Source organism: Aphanizomenon flos-aquae FACHB-1287 (assembly GCF_014698755.1).
GTDB lineage: Bacteria > Cyanobacteriota > Cyanobacteriia > Cyanobacteriales > Nostocaceae > Dolichospermum > Dolichospermum flosaquae.
The window spans coordinates 1-17,854 of the sequence record NZ_JACJTO010000017.1; the positions used below are offsets into that span (position 1 = coordinate 1).

Annotated in this window: 19 protein-coding genes; 8 read left to right on the forward strand and 11 right to left on the reverse strand. The window is 36.9% G+C overall.

Annotated features, from left to right (window positions below; all coding sequences use genetic code 11):
- Positions 1 to 29: 29 nt before the first annotated feature.
- Both H6G44_RS09930 and csx18 read right to left on the reverse strand, forming a co-directional pair.
- A complete protein-coding gene (locus H6G44_RS09930) occupies positions 30 to 422 on the reverse strand; it encodes a CRISPR-associated endonuclease Cas1 (protein ID WP_242031713.1) in 393 nt (130 codons plus the stop codon).
- Between the two features lie 148 nt (positions 423 to 570).
- The gene (csx18, locus tag H6G44_RS09935) at positions 571 to 846 is read right to left on the reverse strand and encodes a CRISPR-associated protein Csx18 (RefSeq protein ID WP_190386522.1); all 276 of its coding nucleotides are present in this window, start codon (positions 844 to 846) and stop codon (positions 571 to 573) included.
- Between the two features lie 207 nt (positions 847 to 1,053).
- Between csx18 and H6G44_RS09940 the strand changes: the two genes are divergently transcribed.
- Complete coding sequence (locus H6G44_RS09940; protein ID WP_190386521.1) at positions 1,054 to 2,238, forward strand: helix-turn-helix transcriptional regulator; 1,185 nt, start codon at positions 1,054 to 1,056, stop codon at positions 2,236 to 2,238.
- 85 nt (positions 2,239 to 2,323) lie between these two features.
- On the opposite strand, the gene H6G44_RS09945 is transcribed toward H6G44_RS09940, so the two are convergent.
- The 5 genes from H6G44_RS09945 to fraC all read right to left on the reverse strand — a co-directional run bounded on the left by H6G44_RS09945 (position 2,324) and on the right by fraC (position 7,161).
- Positions 2,324 to 3,766 (reverse strand): phosphoglucomutase/phosphomannomutase family protein, encoded by a 1,443-nt coding sequence (locus tag H6G44_RS09945; RefSeq protein ID WP_190386520.1) that lies wholly within the window; start codon positions 3,764 to 3,766, stop codon positions 2,324 to 2,326.
- A gap of 79 nt (positions 3,767 to 3,845) precedes the next feature.
- A complete protein-coding gene (gene purN, locus H6G44_RS09950) occupies positions 3,846 to 4,496 on the reverse strand; it encodes a phosphoribosylglycinamide formyltransferase (protein WP_190386519.1) in 651 nt (216 codons plus the stop codon).
- Between the two features lie 288 nt (positions 4,497 to 4,784).
- Complete coding sequence (locus H6G44_RS09955; protein WP_190386518.1) at positions 4,785 to 5,564, reverse strand: ABC transporter permease; 780 nt, start codon at positions 5,562 to 5,564, stop codon at positions 4,785 to 4,787.
- Positions 5,565 to 5,584: 20 nt separating this feature from the next.
- Positions 5,585 to 6,595, reverse strand: a complete 1,011-nt coding sequence (fraD, locus tag H6G44_RS09960; protein ID WP_190386517.1) for a septal junction protein FraD — start codon at positions 6,593 to 6,595, stop codon at positions 5,585 to 5,587.
- A 29-nt stretch (positions 6,596 to 6,624) separates the two neighbouring features.
- Positions 6,625 to 7,161, reverse strand: coding sequence for a filament integrity protein FraC (gene fraC, locus H6G44_RS09965; protein WP_190386516.1), 537 nt, complete (start codon positions 7,159 to 7,161; stop codon positions 6,625 to 6,627).
- A 268-nt stretch (positions 7,162 to 7,429) separates the two neighbouring features.
- Between fraC and H6G44_RS09970 the strand changes: the two genes are divergently transcribed.
- The 4 genes from H6G44_RS09970 to H6G44_RS09985 all read left to right on the forward strand — a co-directional run bounded on the left by H6G44_RS09970 (position 7,430) and on the right by H6G44_RS09985 (position 11,859).
- Positions 7,430 to 8,566: a cob(I)yrinic acid a,c-diamide adenosyltransferase gene (locus H6G44_RS09970; RefSeq protein ID WP_190386515.1), complete on the forward strand. Its 1,137-nt coding sequence runs from the start codon at positions 7,430 to 7,432 to the stop codon at positions 8,564 to 8,566.
- A 236-nt stretch (positions 8,567 to 8,802) separates the two neighbouring features.
- Positions 8,803 to 10,446, forward strand: coding sequence for a dipeptide ABC transporter ATP-binding protein (locus tag H6G44_RS09975; RefSeq protein ID WP_190386514.1), 1,644 nt, complete (start codon positions 8,803 to 8,805; stop codon positions 10,444 to 10,446).
- 119 nt (positions 10,447 to 10,565) lie between these two features.
- Positions 10,566 to 11,285, forward strand: a complete 720-nt coding sequence (locus H6G44_RS09980) for a class I SAM-dependent methyltransferase (protein WP_190386513.1) — start codon at positions 10,566 to 10,568, stop codon at positions 11,283 to 11,285.
- An 82-nt stretch (positions 11,286 to 11,367) separates the two neighbouring features.
- Positions 11,368 to 11,859: a GNAT family N-acetyltransferase gene (locus H6G44_RS09985; RefSeq protein ID WP_190386512.1), complete on the forward strand. Its 492-nt coding sequence runs from the start codon at positions 11,368 to 11,370 to the stop codon at positions 11,857 to 11,859.
- Between the two features lie 144 nt (positions 11,860 to 12,003).
- Here H6G44_RS09985 and H6G44_RS09990 read toward each other — a convergent pair whose 3' ends face one another.
- Positions 12,004 to 13,425 carry an aldehyde dehydrogenase family protein gene (locus H6G44_RS09990; protein ID WP_190386511.1) on the reverse strand — a complete coding sequence of 474 codons (1,422 nt, stop codon included), beginning with the start codon at positions 13,423 to 13,425 and terminating at the stop codon, positions 12,004 to 12,006.
- Between the two features lie 54 nt (positions 13,426 to 13,479).
- Between H6G44_RS09990 and H6G44_RS09995 the strand changes: the two genes are divergently transcribed.
- Both H6G44_RS09995 and H6G44_RS10000 read left to right on the forward strand, forming a co-directional pair.
- A complete protein-coding gene (locus H6G44_RS09995) occupies positions 13,480 to 14,400 on the forward strand; it encodes a class I SAM-dependent methyltransferase (RefSeq protein WP_190386510.1) in 921 nt (306 codons plus the stop codon).
- The gene (locus H6G44_RS10000; protein ID WP_190386509.1) at positions 14,393 to 15,349 is read left to right on the forward strand and encodes a PrsW family intramembrane metalloprotease; all 957 of its coding nucleotides are present in this window, start codon (positions 14,393 to 14,395) and stop codon (positions 15,347 to 15,349) included. Before H6G44_RS09995 ends, H6G44_RS10000 begins: the two co-directional genes overlap by 8 nt.
- A gap of 243 nt (positions 15,350 to 15,592) precedes the next feature.
- On the opposite strand, the gene H6G44_RS10005 is transcribed toward H6G44_RS10000, so the two are convergent.
- Both H6G44_RS10005 and H6G44_RS20270 read right to left on the reverse strand, forming a co-directional pair.
- A complete protein-coding gene (locus H6G44_RS10005; RefSeq protein ID WP_190386508.1) occupies positions 15,593 to 15,742 on the reverse strand; it encodes a nicotinate phosphoribosyltransferase in 150 nt (49 codons plus the stop codon).
- Between the two features lie 112 nt (positions 15,743 to 15,854).
- Entirely contained in the window at positions 15,855 to 16,118 is a 264-nt protein-coding gene (locus tag H6G44_RS20270; RefSeq protein ID WP_313885303.1) for a LysM peptidoglycan-binding domain-containing protein, read from the reverse strand.
- Between the two features lie 51 nt (positions 16,119 to 16,169).
- On the opposite strand from H6G44_RS20270, the gene H6G44_RS20275 reads away from it, so the two are divergent.
- Positions 16,170 to 16,364, forward strand: coding sequence for a hypothetical protein (locus H6G44_RS20275; RefSeq protein WP_242034452.1), 195 nt, complete (start codon positions 16,170 to 16,172; stop codon positions 16,362 to 16,364).
- Between the two features lie 159 nt (positions 16,365 to 16,523).
- Here H6G44_RS20275 and H6G44_RS10015 read toward each other — a convergent pair whose 3' ends face one another.
- A complete protein-coding gene (locus H6G44_RS10015) occupies positions 16,524 to 17,639 on the reverse strand; it encodes a hypothetical protein (RefSeq protein WP_190386507.1) in 1,116 nt (371 codons plus the stop codon).
- Positions 17,640 to 17,854: the final 215 nt, after the last annotated feature.

Sequence of the window (17,854 nt, forward strand, 5' to 3'; positions counted from 1 at the left end):
AATCAGTTATGTTCATTGGATGGAAGATATTATGAAATGTTGACATTTTTACCCTTGATAATACTAGTATACTTAAATATGTAAAGTTTTGTAACGACATTCAACATTTCTGCCCTCGCAGTAATTAACCTGTCTATGGGGGATAATTGTTGTTGATAACGGGATAATTGTCGATATCCCCTAGAAATGGGTAAAATTCTGCCATAGCAGTAACCCATTCTTGATAAATAAGCAATGGGAATATCTCGCCATAAACAAGCACGAATCACTTGGGTTGTGATTTGCGATTGACCAAAAATCAAAATTTGTTCTAACAAAGGTAACTGGACTTCAATATAAACAGTATCCCCTTGTTTAACTAACAAAGTTTCTTTCTGTAAACAGACATAGCAATTCTGTTCAGAAACATAAAGAGTCTGCATGGAATTATCAAAAATGATTTAATATCATGTCCGGTTGAACATTTATCATATTTGTTGAGGCTGGTAATGGGTAATTGGTAATTGGAAAAAGGCAATACAATTATGAACTATATTGTAAGTGATTGGGCGGACATGATTTAATTTTTTATTAACGCCACCAACGTTGTAAATAAGATTTTTTTCGAGAACGATATTCACCCTCTCCAGAAGAGGTTAATTCTCCATTTTGTTCCGGTTCTAACCACAAAATTACCCTATCTGCTGCACTAGCTACTATATAAGTAGATACCGCTACCAATAAAGTATTAATAATAACTGCCGCTAAACCCAAAGGTGCAATTAACAAAATTATTAAAGTAATACCACCATTCACAGTAGATATAGAAACATTTCTGAAAGTAGCAGAACGTCGAGAAATATACATAGTGTAAAAAGGTTAACTTCAAGATCCTGTTGATTACCATAACCGGAGAATTAGTAAAAAGCCAGAAAAAGACTATAAACTAAATTATGATAGTCATCTTACCTAAAGCAATATTGACAATAGTTACAGCTAATTTTTACCAATAGTTCAAATATTTTCTTTTTGCATTGAGATTAATGTACTATAAATTTCCGCCAGTGATTTACTATGTCTAAAAAAGCTACCCATTCCTATACAGAACGTTTGGCCTTTGAACGTTTGCTCCTGTTAATTGCTACATTATTAAAATATCCCGGTGTCGGTAGTCCTGATTTTCTCGACTCCAGCAACAATGAAAATCATGATGCAATTAGTTCCGTTAAAGAACATCTGCAAAAGTTAGCAGCAGAATTAAATATAGAATTACCCCCAGAATATCCAGCCCTTCCCACCCTCCGCAAAGATTTAGAAACCCTCAGACGTTATGCTATTCTTGACCGACAAATGTATCGCTGGGGATATTACTTAGGAACAGGTGCGCTTTCTATTACAGAATTAAAGGTAGCATTTAATGCCCTAGCATCTCAAGCACAATATCAAGGTGACGCTCAAGCTAGGCGTATTTGTCAAAAACTCAGTAAAAGATTACGTGGTTTAGATAAGTCCCTCAAAGGAGAATTTTTTTATCCTATTCGTCAACATCTTAACCGTGCTATTATTCATACAGACCCGGAAGAAATGGCAATTCATGGAGAAAATCGTGATACACTATTTCATGAATTACCATTAGTTGAAAAAGCTATTAGTAAGGGAGAAGCTATTGAAATTTACCGAACTAAAGACCTTTATAGCTTTAATCGGATTGGACTAATTAGAATTTTTCCACTGCAATTAATTTATCATGATATTGCTTGGTATTTACTCTATGAGTGTTGTGAAAATGGACATTTTGTTATAGGAAGATTAAATCGGTTTAACAAGCATTGTAAATTTCTAAAAATGCCTTCACGGGGTTTAGAAAAACAAACAGAAAGTTTAATTACAGCATATAAACTCATCGAAAATGGCTGGGGTTTAAATTTAGGAGATCCAGAATCTCAAAAATTAGAAATAGAAGGAAATATGGAATTTATTCCTATTAAAGTGCGGTTTTTTCCACCGGTATCAGCATTTATTTTAGAAGGAGAACGTCGTCATCCTCATCAAAAAATTACCACTGGATTTATTGATAAAAATGGGCAATATACTTGTATAGAATATGCTGTAGATTTACCTCCTCGGTCTTTAAATGAATTTAGTTACTGGGTTAATCGTTATATGGATAAAGCAGAGATATTATCTCCGCTTCAATTAGTAGAACAACACCGTAATTCTGCACAAGCTTTATGTGACCGCTATTCTCATAAGAATTGAAAAAGAAGTCCAAATTTGAATAATTAACCTAGTGCGGGCATATTACCCGCATAATGTGTACATTATTCCAGCTAAATGTGCTGTATTAATTTGATTCAGCCCAAATTTTCGCCCAAGCTAGAGTTTTATGAACTTCCTCTGGTGTAGACGCTTCACAATAAAGACGTAAAACTGGTTCAGTACCGCTGAATCTAATCATTAACCAACTTTGATCAACCAGACGAAATTTATAACCATCAATTGTTTGACAACTAATTACACTTTTACCCGCAATTTCTGTTAAAGGTTGGGATTGTAAAAGGTCTAATAGTCGCCCTCTAACTTGCATATTTGCTAAAGGTAAATCAATGCGATCATAGCTAGAGGAAAAACCAGTTTGTTGTTGTAAATAGCGATAATATTCACCTAAATCCAAACCAGATTCTACCACAGCTTCTAATACATAAAGTGCCGATAATAAAGCATCCCGTTCGGGAATATGACTACCATAACCAATCCCCCCGGATTCTTCACCACCTAGTAATACCTGAGTTGCTAACATTCGATCAGCAATGTATTTATAACCTACTGCCGTTTCATGAATAGAAAGGTTATGTAATGCGGCTACACGGGGCATTAAGTCCGATCCACTTACAGTTTTGACGATTTCGCCCTGAAAGTTCCGCCGTAGGGTTAAATGGTCAATTAAGATGGGAATTAAGATTTGAGAACTAAGGAAATTAGCATCTTGATCGACTGCGGCAATGCGATCGCAATCTCCATCAAATACTAAACCCACAGTTAAACCAGGTTTATTAATTTCCCTATGGTTTTTCATGACTGTAAATAGCCGGGAAAGATACTTTGGTAAAGGTTCAGGTGCACCACCTTCAAATAAAGGATCACGTTCGCTATTAATTTCCTTAACTTGTTCTCCTAATAATCGTGCTAGTCCTCCAGCCGCAGCACCGTGCATGACATCCACAAATATTGTTAACTTATTAGTAGCGATCGCTTCCTTAATTTTGTTAATATCAACTTTAGCCGCCAATGCTTGACAATAACTCGGCCAAGGATTAAAGGTTTCTTCTTGACCGGGAATGGCTGCTGGGGTAACTTTTGCTGATAATAAAGCCTCTATTTCTTGTGTAACTTCCGGTGGTACTGAACCTCCAAAAGCGCTTTTAACCTTTAATCCTAAATATGTCCCAGGATTATGACTAGCTGTCACCACTAATGCCCCTAATGCCTTGAGTTCTTTAGCTGCCCAACTATAAGCTGGAGTGGGGGCAAAAGTTTCGCTAAATAGAACATTAAACCCAACAGCGGTCACAGCATTAGCCACCACACGGGCAAATTCTTCGGCCATAAATCGGCGGTCATAACCGACAATAATCGTCTGGCTACCTACCTCAGAAAAGTAAGTATTATGTAAAACTTGGGCTGCTACGGTTGCTACTAAGGACAGGCGTTCAAAGGTAAACTCCTCACCTATCACACCCCTCCAACCATCTGTACCAAACTTGATTGGGTTAGTTACAACTGACATAAAAATATCCTAAATTTCTCACTGATTGGTCAATTGTCAGTTGTCAATTGTCAGTTGTCAATTGTCAATTGTTGGTTGTCTATTCCCTTTGACTCAAGAGAGAAATTGCCATTGGTAAAATTCGATGTTCTTGTACTTGAATTCTCGCGTGTAGTGTTTCTGATGTATCATCTGGTAGGACAGGAACGGCCGCTTGGATTAAAATTTCGCCACTGTCAACTTCTAAAGAAACAAGATGTACAGTACAACCAGTAATTTTGACTTTAGCAACTAAAGCCTGTTCTACAGCTTGCACTCCTTTAAAACTCGGTAATAAACTGGGGTGAATATTAATCATGCGATTAGGAAAAGCGTCAATTAAAACTTGTGTTACTAATCGCATCCATCCCGCCATAACTACGAATTTGACATCATACTGCTGTAATGTTTGGACAATTTTGTGATCAAATTTTTGTCGATTTTTATAGTCTCGATGATTTAATAATACAGACTTTACGCCCCATTTTTCAGCCCTAACTGCTGCCTTTGCATCAGGATTATTGTAAATTAAAACTTGAATTTGGGCATTAATTTCACCTGTGGCAATAGCCTGGGCAATCACTTCAAAATTACTACCATTTCCAGAAGCCATAATTCCCAATTTCAAAGGCTGAACATCTGAAATTTGCTGATGATAAATCTGAGGAGAAATGAGACTAGCTGTAGTATTTATTAAGGAATCGTCAATCATAAACAATGTTTATTTTAAGAAAATTTTTAAAGGTCTAGAATTTCAGATTCCCGACTTCTTAGATAAGTTGAGAATCTTGTTCTTGGTTTGTTGTTAAATCATAGTTCTGATATTAGGGAAAACCAAAAAATAAATTACCCAATTTTGTGGGATGGGCATCTTGCCCGTCCTTTGAGGTACAAAGTTGAATCAAACTCTTGTGGGATGGGCATCTTGTCCCTGATGATTAGCGGGCTTTTCGTCCCGCACCACAAGAAATTTGTATTTTTTTAATTGGAAGTGCCTTACTTAAAATTCCCGTCTTAAGAAGATTAGAATAGCGATCGCTAACAACATAAAACTGTAAAGTAAGCCATATCCCGCATTGGTAATTAATGTGATTGGATCAGGTAGTGCTTGTAAACCGTAAACGGCATCATTTTTGAGATCTAATCTGGATAAATCTGGCAATAACAGATATAAAATTTGGGTAATGCGTTCTATACCAGGGTTATGACTTAATTTACCTAATGCCACTATATCTTGAGTAATATTCCCCATTAAATACACTGCAAATGTTAGGGATGTGGCGATGAGGGAACTAGTAAAAACGCCTAAAGTAATAGCTACGGCAGCCATTAAACATAATTGAAAAAATATGAATAAGGCCGCTAGAAAAATACTGGAAAATTGATAAGATGCCTGTCCAATTTGCAAAAGTCCTACATAGATGATTGTCATTGTAGTGATGAGGATAAAGCTTACTGCTGATAATCCTAAATATTTACTAGCAATAAATTCACTACGGCTGATAGGTTTAGCGATTAATACTAAAATGGTACGTTTTTCGATTTCTTTATTAACTAATCCCGTACCGATGAATATAACCACAATTAAACCAAGGACGTTCATGGTTGCCAAACCAAAATCTAAAAATATTTTATCGGTGGCAACGCTGGCAAATTTGGGAATGATACGGGAGGCAATAGCCAGAATAATTGCATAAAAACCAATAATGTACAGAATGCGATCGCGGATCACTTCCTGAAGCACATTTTTGGACATGACAACGGTTCTAATTACATTCATAATAATGTTTAATTCTTTCCTTATTGTTGTGGTGGTGGAGAACCATTTTTAAATTTACTAGTGCGATCACAAGTAATACGAGCAACGGTGTTTTTATTATCTGTTTGATTACCAGAGTTAGATGGTTCAATCAAACAAGATTTTTGCCAGTAATATCCTTTAGAATTAGCACTTGGTCCGCCCCAAATTGTCAAAATATCTAGCCTATATCCAGATTTTATATTAACTACACGGGGCTCAACTCGCCATAATGGCTTTTCCAAAGAACTACCTAAATTACTATTAATAGTTTTCTGTCCCAAATTGCCTAGTTGCTGATTAGCTTCCAGTAACCATTTTTCTACTTCTGACCAAGGTTTATTGGCAATTTGTTGATTAACTAAAGGTTGCAATTTTTTGAGAATTAAATCACCAGTTTTCGGCTGTTTCCTTCGCGGTTCTACTTGAATGACAAAAGCGCTTTTATCAAATTTATCAGCCCTTAAACTCGGATATTCCTTTAACCATTTATCTATGACAAAGTAAAACTGAAGCCAACAACTAATTAACATACACCAAGCTAACAGAATTATAACTTTTTGGCGGTCTTGCAATTTAGGAAGTTTGGCTTTTGCTAATTTTCTACCTGTGCCTTCAAAAAAGTTAGGTATGGCTGTAACTACAGCAGCTATTGTTGGCCAAATAACTATCATTTTCGATGTTAATAGACTTTTCTGATATCCAAAAGCAAAGACGCTAATTAAAAAACCCGTTATTAATGCTCCCACTGGCATAAAAGTTCCTGGAACTCTTAAAGGATCATCAGTAGTATACCAAGCTGTTCCTGCTAACAAAAATAGCCAACCACAAAAGGCAATAATATCTTTAATATATCCGAGGGCAAAATATGATGTTACCCAAGAGAAAATACTCAAGTAAATCAATGTTTGCCAGGAGAATGCTTTAGCTGGTGTCAGAAATTTTTGCACTTCAGCAAATAGCTCTCGAATATATTTAAATATGCCTAATACTTCTTTAAATAAGAATTCCATTTGATTACCTCTGATGAATGTTGATCATTTTACCGCCAATTGCGAATTAGTATGATGAATGTTATGAAACTGTAACTAAATGAATTGGCAATTAAGGTTGCGGCTATTAAATTGGTATTTTGCAACTTAGACATATTAATATAACTGGCTCTTTTCTGTGAAGAAATTATTTCTGTTTCAGGTCTTTTTCCTCCCTCATTCATAAACATGATTAGTATTTTCATCAACAGAAATTTGACTAAAAAAGCCGTCATGAAAATAACAAATGATAATGAAATTATCACTGTATTAATACTGGGATCTTGTTTATTAAAAAATACATAGTTCATCAATGGGGATTTGATATTCATAGGTAACATTGGTTCGACTGTGAAAAATACAATCCAACCAAGGACACTAGAAAAAACATTTAAGCTAATAGCATAAAAAATGCTGGTTCTTTTATCAAACTTTAGCCATCTATTTAGCACACAAGCTTCTATGGGAATAGCAGCTAGTAAGAATAATATCTCAAAAAATATCGCCCCAACGGGCAAAATTATGGGTAGTGATAATTCATCAGACATAATGGTGACAACAAGAAGATTTTAGAAGTTAGACCACTGGTTTCTTGTGATTAAGTTTTTTCGACCCAGTTGAACAAAGTATAACTGAAAGAATACGGATCATCGCTAATTATCTCATTTTTCTGACATTTATACTCTGAGTGTAACCGGATATTTAGATTAATTTTATTGATACATCTTTTAAACTTAAATACGTAGGCAAAAATCGCACATACTAGGCTCTACTTTAGTTAACATAAGGAATTGCCACTTTATAGCTTTTCAAAAGATGACAAGGAACGGTATCGGTATTCGTACAGCGCAAGTGCGGTCTGAGCGGCTTACGGGTCAAATTCACGTCTATGATGGTCTTGGGAAAGGTAAGTCCCAAGCGGCTTTAGGGGTGGTTTTGCGCTCGATTGGGTTGGGAATTAATACCCCCAGTGATTCTAACCGCGTTTTATTACTGCGGTTTTTGAAAGGTCCAGAACGAGATTATGATGAAGATGGAGCAATAACGGCTTTACAGCGCGGGTTTCCCCATTTAATTGATCAAGTTCGCACCGGGAGAGCCGAATTTTTTGGCCATGATCAAATTACACCTTTTGACAGAACAGAAGCTGCGAGGGGTTGGGATGTAGCCAAAGGTGCGATCGCTTCCGGGTTATACTCAGTAGTGGTTTTGGACGAAATTAACCCGGTTTTGGATTTAGGTTTGCTATCCGTAGATGAAGTCATAAACACTTTAAAATCTAAACCTCAAGAATTAGAAATCATCACGACTGGACGCGCCGCACCGCCACAACTATTGGATATTGCGGATTTGCATTCGGAAATGAAGCCCCACCACCACCCCACGGCCGCAGCACTGTTCATTGAAGGGATTGAAATTTATACAGGTGCTGGTAAGGGTAAATCTACTAGCGCTCTGGGTAAAGCTTTGCAAGCTATCGGTAGAGGTATTAATCATCCTGGGTCAACTCGTGTATTAATTATGCAGTGGCTCAAAGGTGGCAGTGGTTATACTGAAGATGCAGCCATAGCCGCTTTGCAGCAGTCTTATCCTGAAGTGGTAGATCATCAACGTTGTGGACGTGATGCTATTGTTTGGCGAAATTCTCGTCAAGACCTAGACTATATAGAAGCGGAAAGAGGTTGGGAAATTGCCAAAATTGCCATTGCTTCTGGTGTGTATAAAACTATTATTCTCGATGAACTCAATCCTACGGTTGATTTAGAATTGTTACCTGTTGATCCCATTGTCCAAGCCTTGTTACGCAAACCTCGTGATACGGAAGTTATTATTACAGGCCGCTGTCAAAATCAACCTGCCTATTTTGATTTAGCTAGTATTCACTCTGAGGTTTATTGTCATAAACATTACGCAAATCAAGGTGTGGAATTGAAACGCGGAGTTGATTTTTAATGTCTTTCAGATCCCCGATGAGAAGTCGGGAATCTGATTCTTAATCTGTGTTATACTCAGAATGGTTTAATTATTTGATTCTGCGGGTAAGAGTTTAGCACTGCTAATAAACCCCTAAAAGTCTAGGTTTTTCGTAACGTTACAAAAGTCTATAACCATTTTGGGTATAACCTGAAAATCACCACAGAAATTATGTTACAATTAGCAACTTTATAAAATAACTTATTTAACTATTTATGAATAAAACTTTATTTAGCGTTGAAAATCTCCGTATAGCTTATCCTCAACGCAGTGGGGAAGGAGAAAACTGGGCTGTTGATGATGTATCTTTTATTCTCCAGTCTGGTGAAAGAATGGGATTGGTAGGAGAATCTGGTTGTGGTAAATCAACCATTGGTAGGGCGATAATGCGTTTATTACCTACCTCTAGTCGCGTTGAAGGATTGGTGAATTTTCAGGGACAACCTGTATTAGATCTCACAAAATCTCAAATGCAAAAGTTTCGTGGTGAAGAGGTAGCTTTGATTTTTCAAGATCCCATGACGCGCCTTGACCCATTGATGACTATTGGCAATCATTGTATTGAAACTTTACAAGCCCATATTTCAGGGTTATCTAAGCAGGAAGCGAAGAAAATAGCTTTAGCAACTTTAGACAAGGTAAAAATTCCCTCTACTCGTTGGCATCAGTATCCCCACGAATTTAGCGGAGGAATGCGTCAACGGGTAGCTATTGCGTTAGCTTTGTTATTGAGTCCTAAATTAATTATTGCGGACGAACCAACAACTAGTTTAGATGTAACTGTTTCTGCTCAAATTCTTCAAGAATTAACCCGATTATGTGGGGAAGAAAATATGGGATTATTGTTAATTTCCCATGATTTAGCCTTAGTGGGGGAATATTGCGATCGCATTGGGGTAATGTATCAGGGTAAAATGGTAGAAATGGGGAAAACGGAAACTGTATTTGCTCACCCTCAACATGAATATACTCAATCGTTATTAAAAGCAGCTTTACATATTCAACAACAAGAGGAAACGGAGAACGAAGAACAGAGAATAGAAAAGGTAAATCCCATTCTCAAAATTACAGAACTCAAACAGTATTATACTATAGAACCGAATTTTATTGAAAGAATATTTAAAGAAGAATGTCAAATAGTTAAAGCCGTAGATGACATTAATTTAGAATTGTATTCTGGGGAGATTTTGGGATTAGTAGGAGAGTCTGGTTGTGGGAAAAGTACACTTTCGAGAACTATCTTACAATTGATCAGTCCCACATCAGGAAAAGTGGAATTTTTAGGACAGGAATTAACTAGTTTATCCCGTCAAGAAATCCGTTCTTCGCGCAGACAAATTCAAATGATATTTCAAGATCCTCATGCTTGTTTAAATCCAGCTATGACCGTAGGACAAAGTATCACAGATCCTTTATTAATTCATAATTTAGCTAATGCTGAAAAAGCCAAAGAACGGGTTTTATGGATGTTAGAAAAAGTTGGTTTAACTCCAGCAGAATCATATTATCATCGTTATCCTGCTGATTTATCTGGAGGACAACAACAACGGGTAGCTATAGCCCGCGCTTTAATAACTCGTCCAAAACTGATAATATGTGATGAACCGGTGAGTATGTTAGATGCGAGTGTACAAACACAAGTCCTGGATTTGATGTTACAATTAAAAGCAGAATTTGATTTAACCTACTTGTTTATTACCCATGATTTATGGTTAGCACGGTTTTTATGCGATCGCATTGCGGTTATGAATAGTGGTAAAATAGTGGAAATAGGAGAGACTAAACAAATTTTTGACCATCCTCAACACCCTTATACCCAAACCCTCCTAGCTGCTGCACCTTTATTAGCAAAAGCCTAACACTTATGAATCTCATTTCATACCCACTAACTGAATTATACCAGGGTAGATATTTTTACTAATTACCCATTACCAATCACCCATTACCAATCACCAATTACCCATTACCAAAGTAATAAATGTCTAAAAATTCCCCTGTTAATACTTATCAAACAAACAACTATTCTTCAGATAAATGGCAAGAAAGAATAGCACAAATAGCATATCGTTTTAACCACCAATATCAAAATCAAAAATTTTCAGTCCCCGAAGAAATAGAAGCAATGCCAATATTTCGGGAATGGATTAATGGTAGATTAAATGATAGAATAGTTTCACCATTTTGGGAAATTGCTCAACCTCAAAAAAATCAACATTGTTTAGATATTGGTTGCGGTTTTAGCTTTTTAATCTATCCTTGGAGAGATTGGCAAGCATTCTTTTATGGACAAGAAATTAGTAATATAGCTAAAGATACTCTTAATTCCCGTGGTTCACAATTAAATTCCAAACTGTTTAAAGGTGTAGAATTAGGACCATCTCACCATTTAAAATATCCAGAAGATCAATTTGATTTAGTAATTGCTACAGGATTTAGTTGCTATTTTCCTCTAGAATATTGGAATGCTGTTTTATTAGAAGTCAAACGAGTATTAAAACCAGGAGGACATTTTGTTTTTGATATTCTCAATTCAGAACAACCTTTAGCAGAAGATTGGGCTGTACTGGAAACTTATTTAGGTGCGGAGGTGTTTCTTGAACCGATTTCAAAATGGGAAAAAATAATTAAAGCTGGAGGTGCTAAAATTGTTAAACAGCAATTAGGAGAATTATTTGAATTGTACCGGGTCCGGTTTTAAAAAAATTATCGGCCAGTGACCTCTTAAAGCTGTATTATTTGGAAGTATTATTTTATCAAAAACTTGGTACCCAATATCAGCAATGATTATCCGTCACGCTACAGAAAGCGACCTACCCGCTATTGTCGCTATTTACAATGCTGCTGTTCCTAGTCGTATGGCCACCGCTGATTTAGAACCCGTATCTGTGGAAAGTCGTCTCGCTTGGTTTAAAGGACGAGTCCCCTCCCAACGTCCCCTATGGGTAATTGAAACGGACAGGGTAATTGCTGGATGGTTGAGTTTTCAATCATTCTATGGTAGACCAGCTTACTATTCTACAGCGGAAATCAGTATTTACATTTCCCCAAAATTTCAAGGACAGGGTTTAGGAAAACAACTTTTAGAAAAAGCCATTGAGGAAAGTCCAAACTTAGGTTTAAAGTCGTTAGTTGGTTTCATTTTCGCCCATAATCAACCTAGTTTAAAGTTATTTGCTTGGTTTGGTTTTCAAGTTTGGGGAAACTTACCAAAAATTGCTGATTTGGACGGAGTGGAAAGGGATTTAATGATTTTAGGTTTGCGTGTGGTGTAGGGAAGAAATCAGAAATAGGGAATGTGGAAAGCCATTTTTCCTAATTATACCATAGAGTTGCACAAAAAAGCGATCGCTTTTTTAATTGTATATTTAATTAAAGTTTAGTTAAACTTTATCCCTGATAAAGTAAATTTTTAATAACTATTCTAAATTACTAAACCACCAAGGGTCTTTATGAGAGTTAGTTTTTGTCAAAAATGCTTTTTTTCGTAAGAAGCGATTTAAACCTATTGTACCAATACGTGAACCTCCCAGTCCAGAAAATTTAAAAGCATTTCTATCTCCCTCATTAATTAATGAAGTTAATCCTGCGTCATTAATATTAATCACACCAACCTCTATTTTATTAGCAACTTCCATAGCTAGTTCTTCTGATTCCGCAAATACAGCCGCACTAAGTCCATAAATAGAATCATTAGCTAAATTGATAGCTTCCTCAATATTAGCAAAAGACATCACAGGCATAATTGGTCCAAAGGTTTCTTCAGACATGATTTTCATAGAATGGTTAACTTCAGTCATAACCGTAGGACGACACCACCAACCTCCACCTAATTCTTCCACTTTACCACCACAGTGAATTACTGCCCCTTTAGAAATAGCATCTTGTAAATGATCATTAATAATAGCAGCTTGTTTTTCAGAAATAATCGGACCAATTTCACCACTTTCAATAGTTGGGTATGCTAGACTTAATTGATGAGCTTTAGTAATCAATTGATGATAAAACTCTTCAAAAATAGATTCAGCAACATAAATTCTTTCAATTGCTGAACATGACTGTCCTGTATTAGCTACAGAGGCATACAAAATTGCTGAAGTTGCTAAATCTAAATCTGCTGATTCCAAAACAATAGCTGGGTCTTTTCCACCCAATTCTAAAAAAGCGGGAATAAAATTAATTGCCGCATTTTCAGCTACTAAACGCCCAGTTTCTAGACTCCCTGTAAAACAAATTAAATCTACATCTTCAATTAAAGCTGCACCTGTTTGTCCTGCTCCTTCCACAAAATTTAACACATCTCGTAATTGCGGAATAGTATTCAGAGTCATCATTAAAGGAGCAACAAACCGAGGAGTAATTTCACTGGGTTTAACTATCACCGCACAACCAGCTAATAAAGCAGGAATTGTATCAACTGTAGACAAAGATAGAGGAAAATTCCAAGGACTAATTATCCCAACAAGACCATAAGGAACAGCAGTTTGTTGTAAAGAAATAAAAGGAATAGATGTATTTTTAGCAGTATTTTGTAATAAGTGGGGAACAATATTACACCATTTATCAATATTAGCCAGAAATGAATCTATTTCTAAAACTGATGTTGATAATCTACCCGTATCACTAACCAAAGCTTCTGTTAATTGGGTTCGGTCCGATAATATAGCTTGTTTCCATGCCTTTAAAGCGGCAATTCTCTCCTCAATAGCTAATTTTTGCCAGATAGTTTGCCCCCTCCGCAGACGGTGACATTGCTGAGAAAGTAATTTTGGTGGGGGAGGAACAATAACATAATCAAATTTACCCGTGCGGGGATTGCGAACTTCAATTGGTTTGCTCATTTGTGATGAATTTAAATGTAAACTTAAAAGGAGTGTCAAAAAGAAAATTGATTTATGACGACCACCATCAAGACTACGCCAGATTTGGCCTCCCGTTTCGTCAATGGGATCTTGGCTATTAAACCCCTAGCCAATCTTGCCAAAAATCAAGCCAGAAAGATGATAATTAAACGCGCCCACAATATAGGTGTATCCTGGACAGAGGAAATTGAGCAACTGCAAGAGCGTGATTGGACAAATGATTTGGCTACAGTAGAAAATCCCCAGATTAATTATCCAGAATACTATTTGCGGCCATTTCATGCCTACGACGGGGGAAATTTAAGTTGGCAAGCGGCTTTTGAGTTAGAAGTAGCTGCTCAGTCTGTCCATGCCAGTATTTGGGGTCAACCAGCAGCCCAAGGTGATGCTAAACTACGTCAAAGTTATCACAATATTTTAACTGCCAAAATTGCTCCTCAACCACAAAATATACTAGACTTAGGGTGTGCTGTGGGATTAAGTACCTTTGCCTTGCAAGCAGTTTATCCCCAAGCCAAAATCACCGGTTTAGACTTATCTGCCTATTTCTTAGCTGTAGCTAATTATCGTAGTCAACAACATCAAGCCGAAATTCACTGGGTACATGGTCAAGGGGAATCTACAGGACTAGCAGATACTTCCTTTGATTTAGTTTCCATTTTTCTGATGTTTCATGAATTACCCCAATCAGCCACTCACAGGATTTTTGCTGAAGTTAGACGTATTTTGCGCCCCGGTGGCCACCTAGCAATTATGGATATGAATCCCAAATCAGAAATTTACGCAAAACTGCCAACTTATATGTTGACGCTGCTCAAAAGCACCGAACCTTATTTAGATGAATATTTTAGTTTGGATATTGAACAGGCCTTAATTGGCGCAGGTTTCCTAACTCCTACTATTACTAGCAATAGTCCCCGCCATCGTACTATCATTGCTCAGGTGAGTGTCTAATTTATCTCTAGTCCTGTGGGCAGTTATTCCCCCCCTCCTGTTTTTGTGGTTTTACTACCGCAGAACCCCTGCTGCCCCACCCCTGTTAAATTTACTAGTTTTGTTCATTATTGGCGCTATATCTGGTTTTTTGGCTCTTGGCCTAGAATCGGTTATGGAAACTATTGCTAACCGGGTTTTAGACTGGCAACAGATACAGCGTCATTTTTCTGGTATCGTTTTTCGGCAAATATTAGCGATAGCTCCCATTGAAGAAGGTTGTAAATTCCTAGCTGTGATTCTTCCCCTGTGTTATTTACAACGTCATTATCATCTACGAGCTACTACAGTTTTTCTGTTTACCATAGCGGTAGCTTTAGGGTTCACAGCCGAAGAAAGCTGGATTTATCTATCTCATGGCACATCTTCAATTCTAGAACGCAGTATTGGTACTCCAGTCCATGGGATGTTTTCTGCCCCTTGGGGATACGCTTTAGCAATATCTATTTCTGTCCGTGGAAGGTTTAACCAGAATCGGAATTTGATTTTTACAGCTTGGTTAAATTCTGTTTTTTCTCATGCTTTAGTTAATGTTTTATCTATTTCTAGAGGATTTACCCAACCATTATGTTTATCTTTGTTATTGTGGATGTTTTGGCGATTAGAACAACTGCTAGGAAAACTCCAAGGTAAAGACCCTTTATTATTAATTTCTGGTTACACATCCTCCGCGCGAACTAGGCAAAAGGGTTTAGTATTAATAATACTAGTATTGGGTGGAAATGCTCTATTTGGATTATTGATTCTAGCTAGAAAACTTAGTCCTTTGGGTTGGAAACTTTGGCTTGAGCCGACAATTTTCTGGTTTATATTTCAGGAAATATTATTCAATTTTGGGTTAGGATTTTTAGCTTGGTTAATTTATCGCTATTTACGCAGTTTAGCCCGTCGGCGGCATTTTTTTAAATGATCATCCACCTCTGGACAAAGTACACTTCTAGAGGGCAAGAACACCACAAGATATTTATCATTAATATCTGTACCTCATAATATTGAAAACTGCTGTATCGGGTGTGGATTGCTTCACAATTCCAAAGAATTTATACGTAGCCTTGCCGCAAATACTATGGTGTGGTGGGTCAGACCGCGCTAACCCACCCTGGGATTTTTAATTTTCGGGTAATTTATTTTTTGGTATTCCCCAAGTCAAAAGCTACCAAGTTGCTTTACCTTTTTTATAAAAACTACCTGTAAAAGGCTGCACTCCAATCACAGGATAGGCATCATTAGCAGGGGTAAAAATCCGCATAAAGGCTTCAGAAAGGAACTGAACCATATTCGCAAACATTCTGGAGATAGTCATAATACTATAGCCCCTTTTTTTCAATCTTTTAATTGGTGATATCTGTAGTCTAATGTTGTTATTATCTATTTGGCCATATTCTTCATATATCTATACTAAAAAACTAAAATTATCAATTAATTGAGCTTTTCTTGTGACAGCTACTAGGAATTTTTAACACCTGATCTATGTCTAATTGATTTTCCCGTTTTTGTAATTCAGGGTTAGCAGCAACGATTAATTGCCAATCAGTGGGTTTACTGCAAATCTTACCAGCAATACTACTGAGAGTATCCCCGGATTTAACAGTATAAGTAGCTAATAATGGGGCTGGTTTGGCCACCATAGGAGTAATTTTTGGTGGAATGGGATCACTATAAACTTTAGGCTTAGGCACAGTTGCGGTATAGATAACTGTTTGCAGTGCAAAAAACTACCTCCTGTACCGATGGTAATGCCTATCACTAGCATTAAGATAGCGATTCCTGTTCTCCAAGAAGTTGGACTTTGGGGTAGTTCTTCCAAGGAGCGAATTAAGGAAATATCCGTGTCACAATTAGGACAGGTATTACCCTCGATTCCTGGATATCCGCAAACAGGACAGTCAATTTTGGTTTTAGTGTTCATTGTCTCAGTCCCGTGATTATACTATTACTAGGTCATTCCTGCCTTTCTAGTTTAACTTACAGAAACTCACAAGTCAGCCCTTGCGTTTCTCTCTCTACATCTCTCCCATGTAAACACAACAGATAGTTTATTATCAGGTTGGTAAAATTTAATTTTACAGTCATGGTGATCACACTTATGTATTTTCCGAAGTAGAAAGCGATTTTAAAACTTGTAATTCTAAATGATAAACCGCAGACATGATGCCCGTATTATTGTCATTAAGAACATTGGCTTCCATTTTTGTGAGATATTCCTTGATCTCCCCTCTCAGAATTGGCTCATTTACTTTACGAGTTTGATAGTGATCTATCAAGTCCCAAGCAACAATTCCTATTCCTAGTATTGGACCTACAATTGGTGCAGTGGCAACGGCGACTGCTTCTCCTACAGCCTCACTGGCAACTCCTCCAGCTTTTCCTAGCACTTTTGCTACGGTCTTTCCCGTAAACTTACTAACAGTTTTTCCGGTGAATTTACTAAAAGTCTTAGCACTTGTTTTTGCTAGAACTCTTTCAACAACTACTCCCCCAGCTACGGATGTACTCCCTATTGATTTCAAGGCCAATGAAGTTCCTCTATTACTTTCGGATGAGCGTGTTATTAGTGTAATATCTTCAAGGTGTCTTTGCCATCTTGGTTGGGAAATTTTCAGACTTTGCTGAGTAATATTAAGTTTATTTTCCAGAGTATTAATGTAGACATTACGAGTTTCATTGGTTAAAGTTTCTATCTCAAGTTGAGCGATTTGGGGCTGCAATACCCGGTTAGTGAATTCTCCCTCAACTATTTGATTTAATTTTTCTTCGGCGGTGGGAGCGTTACCATTAATCCAATGATAAGCGGTTTGGGACAAGGATCGAATCCCCAAAAGTTGCTGGTTCCAGTATCCAAAATACCAAGGAAGAAAACTGTTATCTACTTTGATCATTAGCTCGTCTACCCACCCATCTAATTTATTAGATGCAAATTGTTCAGCTATTTTATGGGCATTTTCTAAATCAGATCGAATCGCTGAATCAACTTTACGCCAATCTAGGGACTGAATAATCACTGGAGGAGGACTAACTACTCTTTTAGGACTTTGTGAAATAACAAAAGTTCCGATAATTGCTGCAATAATGGAGAGTACAACTAACCAGATCACTTTATCTGCCATTTCTATAATTAGCCGAATAATAACCGCCCAAGTTGGTAATTTGTCATCTGGATCTTTAATAGAATTGTCTTTTTTCTGATCTTGTTCATTCATCGGTTATAGAACTTATGGATTGACAGAAATTAGTATTTTATCAATTTACAGTATATTAAAGTTTTTGACAAAAATTTTAATTTTAGGAGCTTTGTAAAGTGCTGCTATCGCTCTTCTAAATTATAATCTAGGGAAAGATCAGCGATCGCTTTACCTGTGCGTTTGATTTCTTCTCCCGGGTTAAAAGGAGGCTTCAGCATCATCAACACATCTAT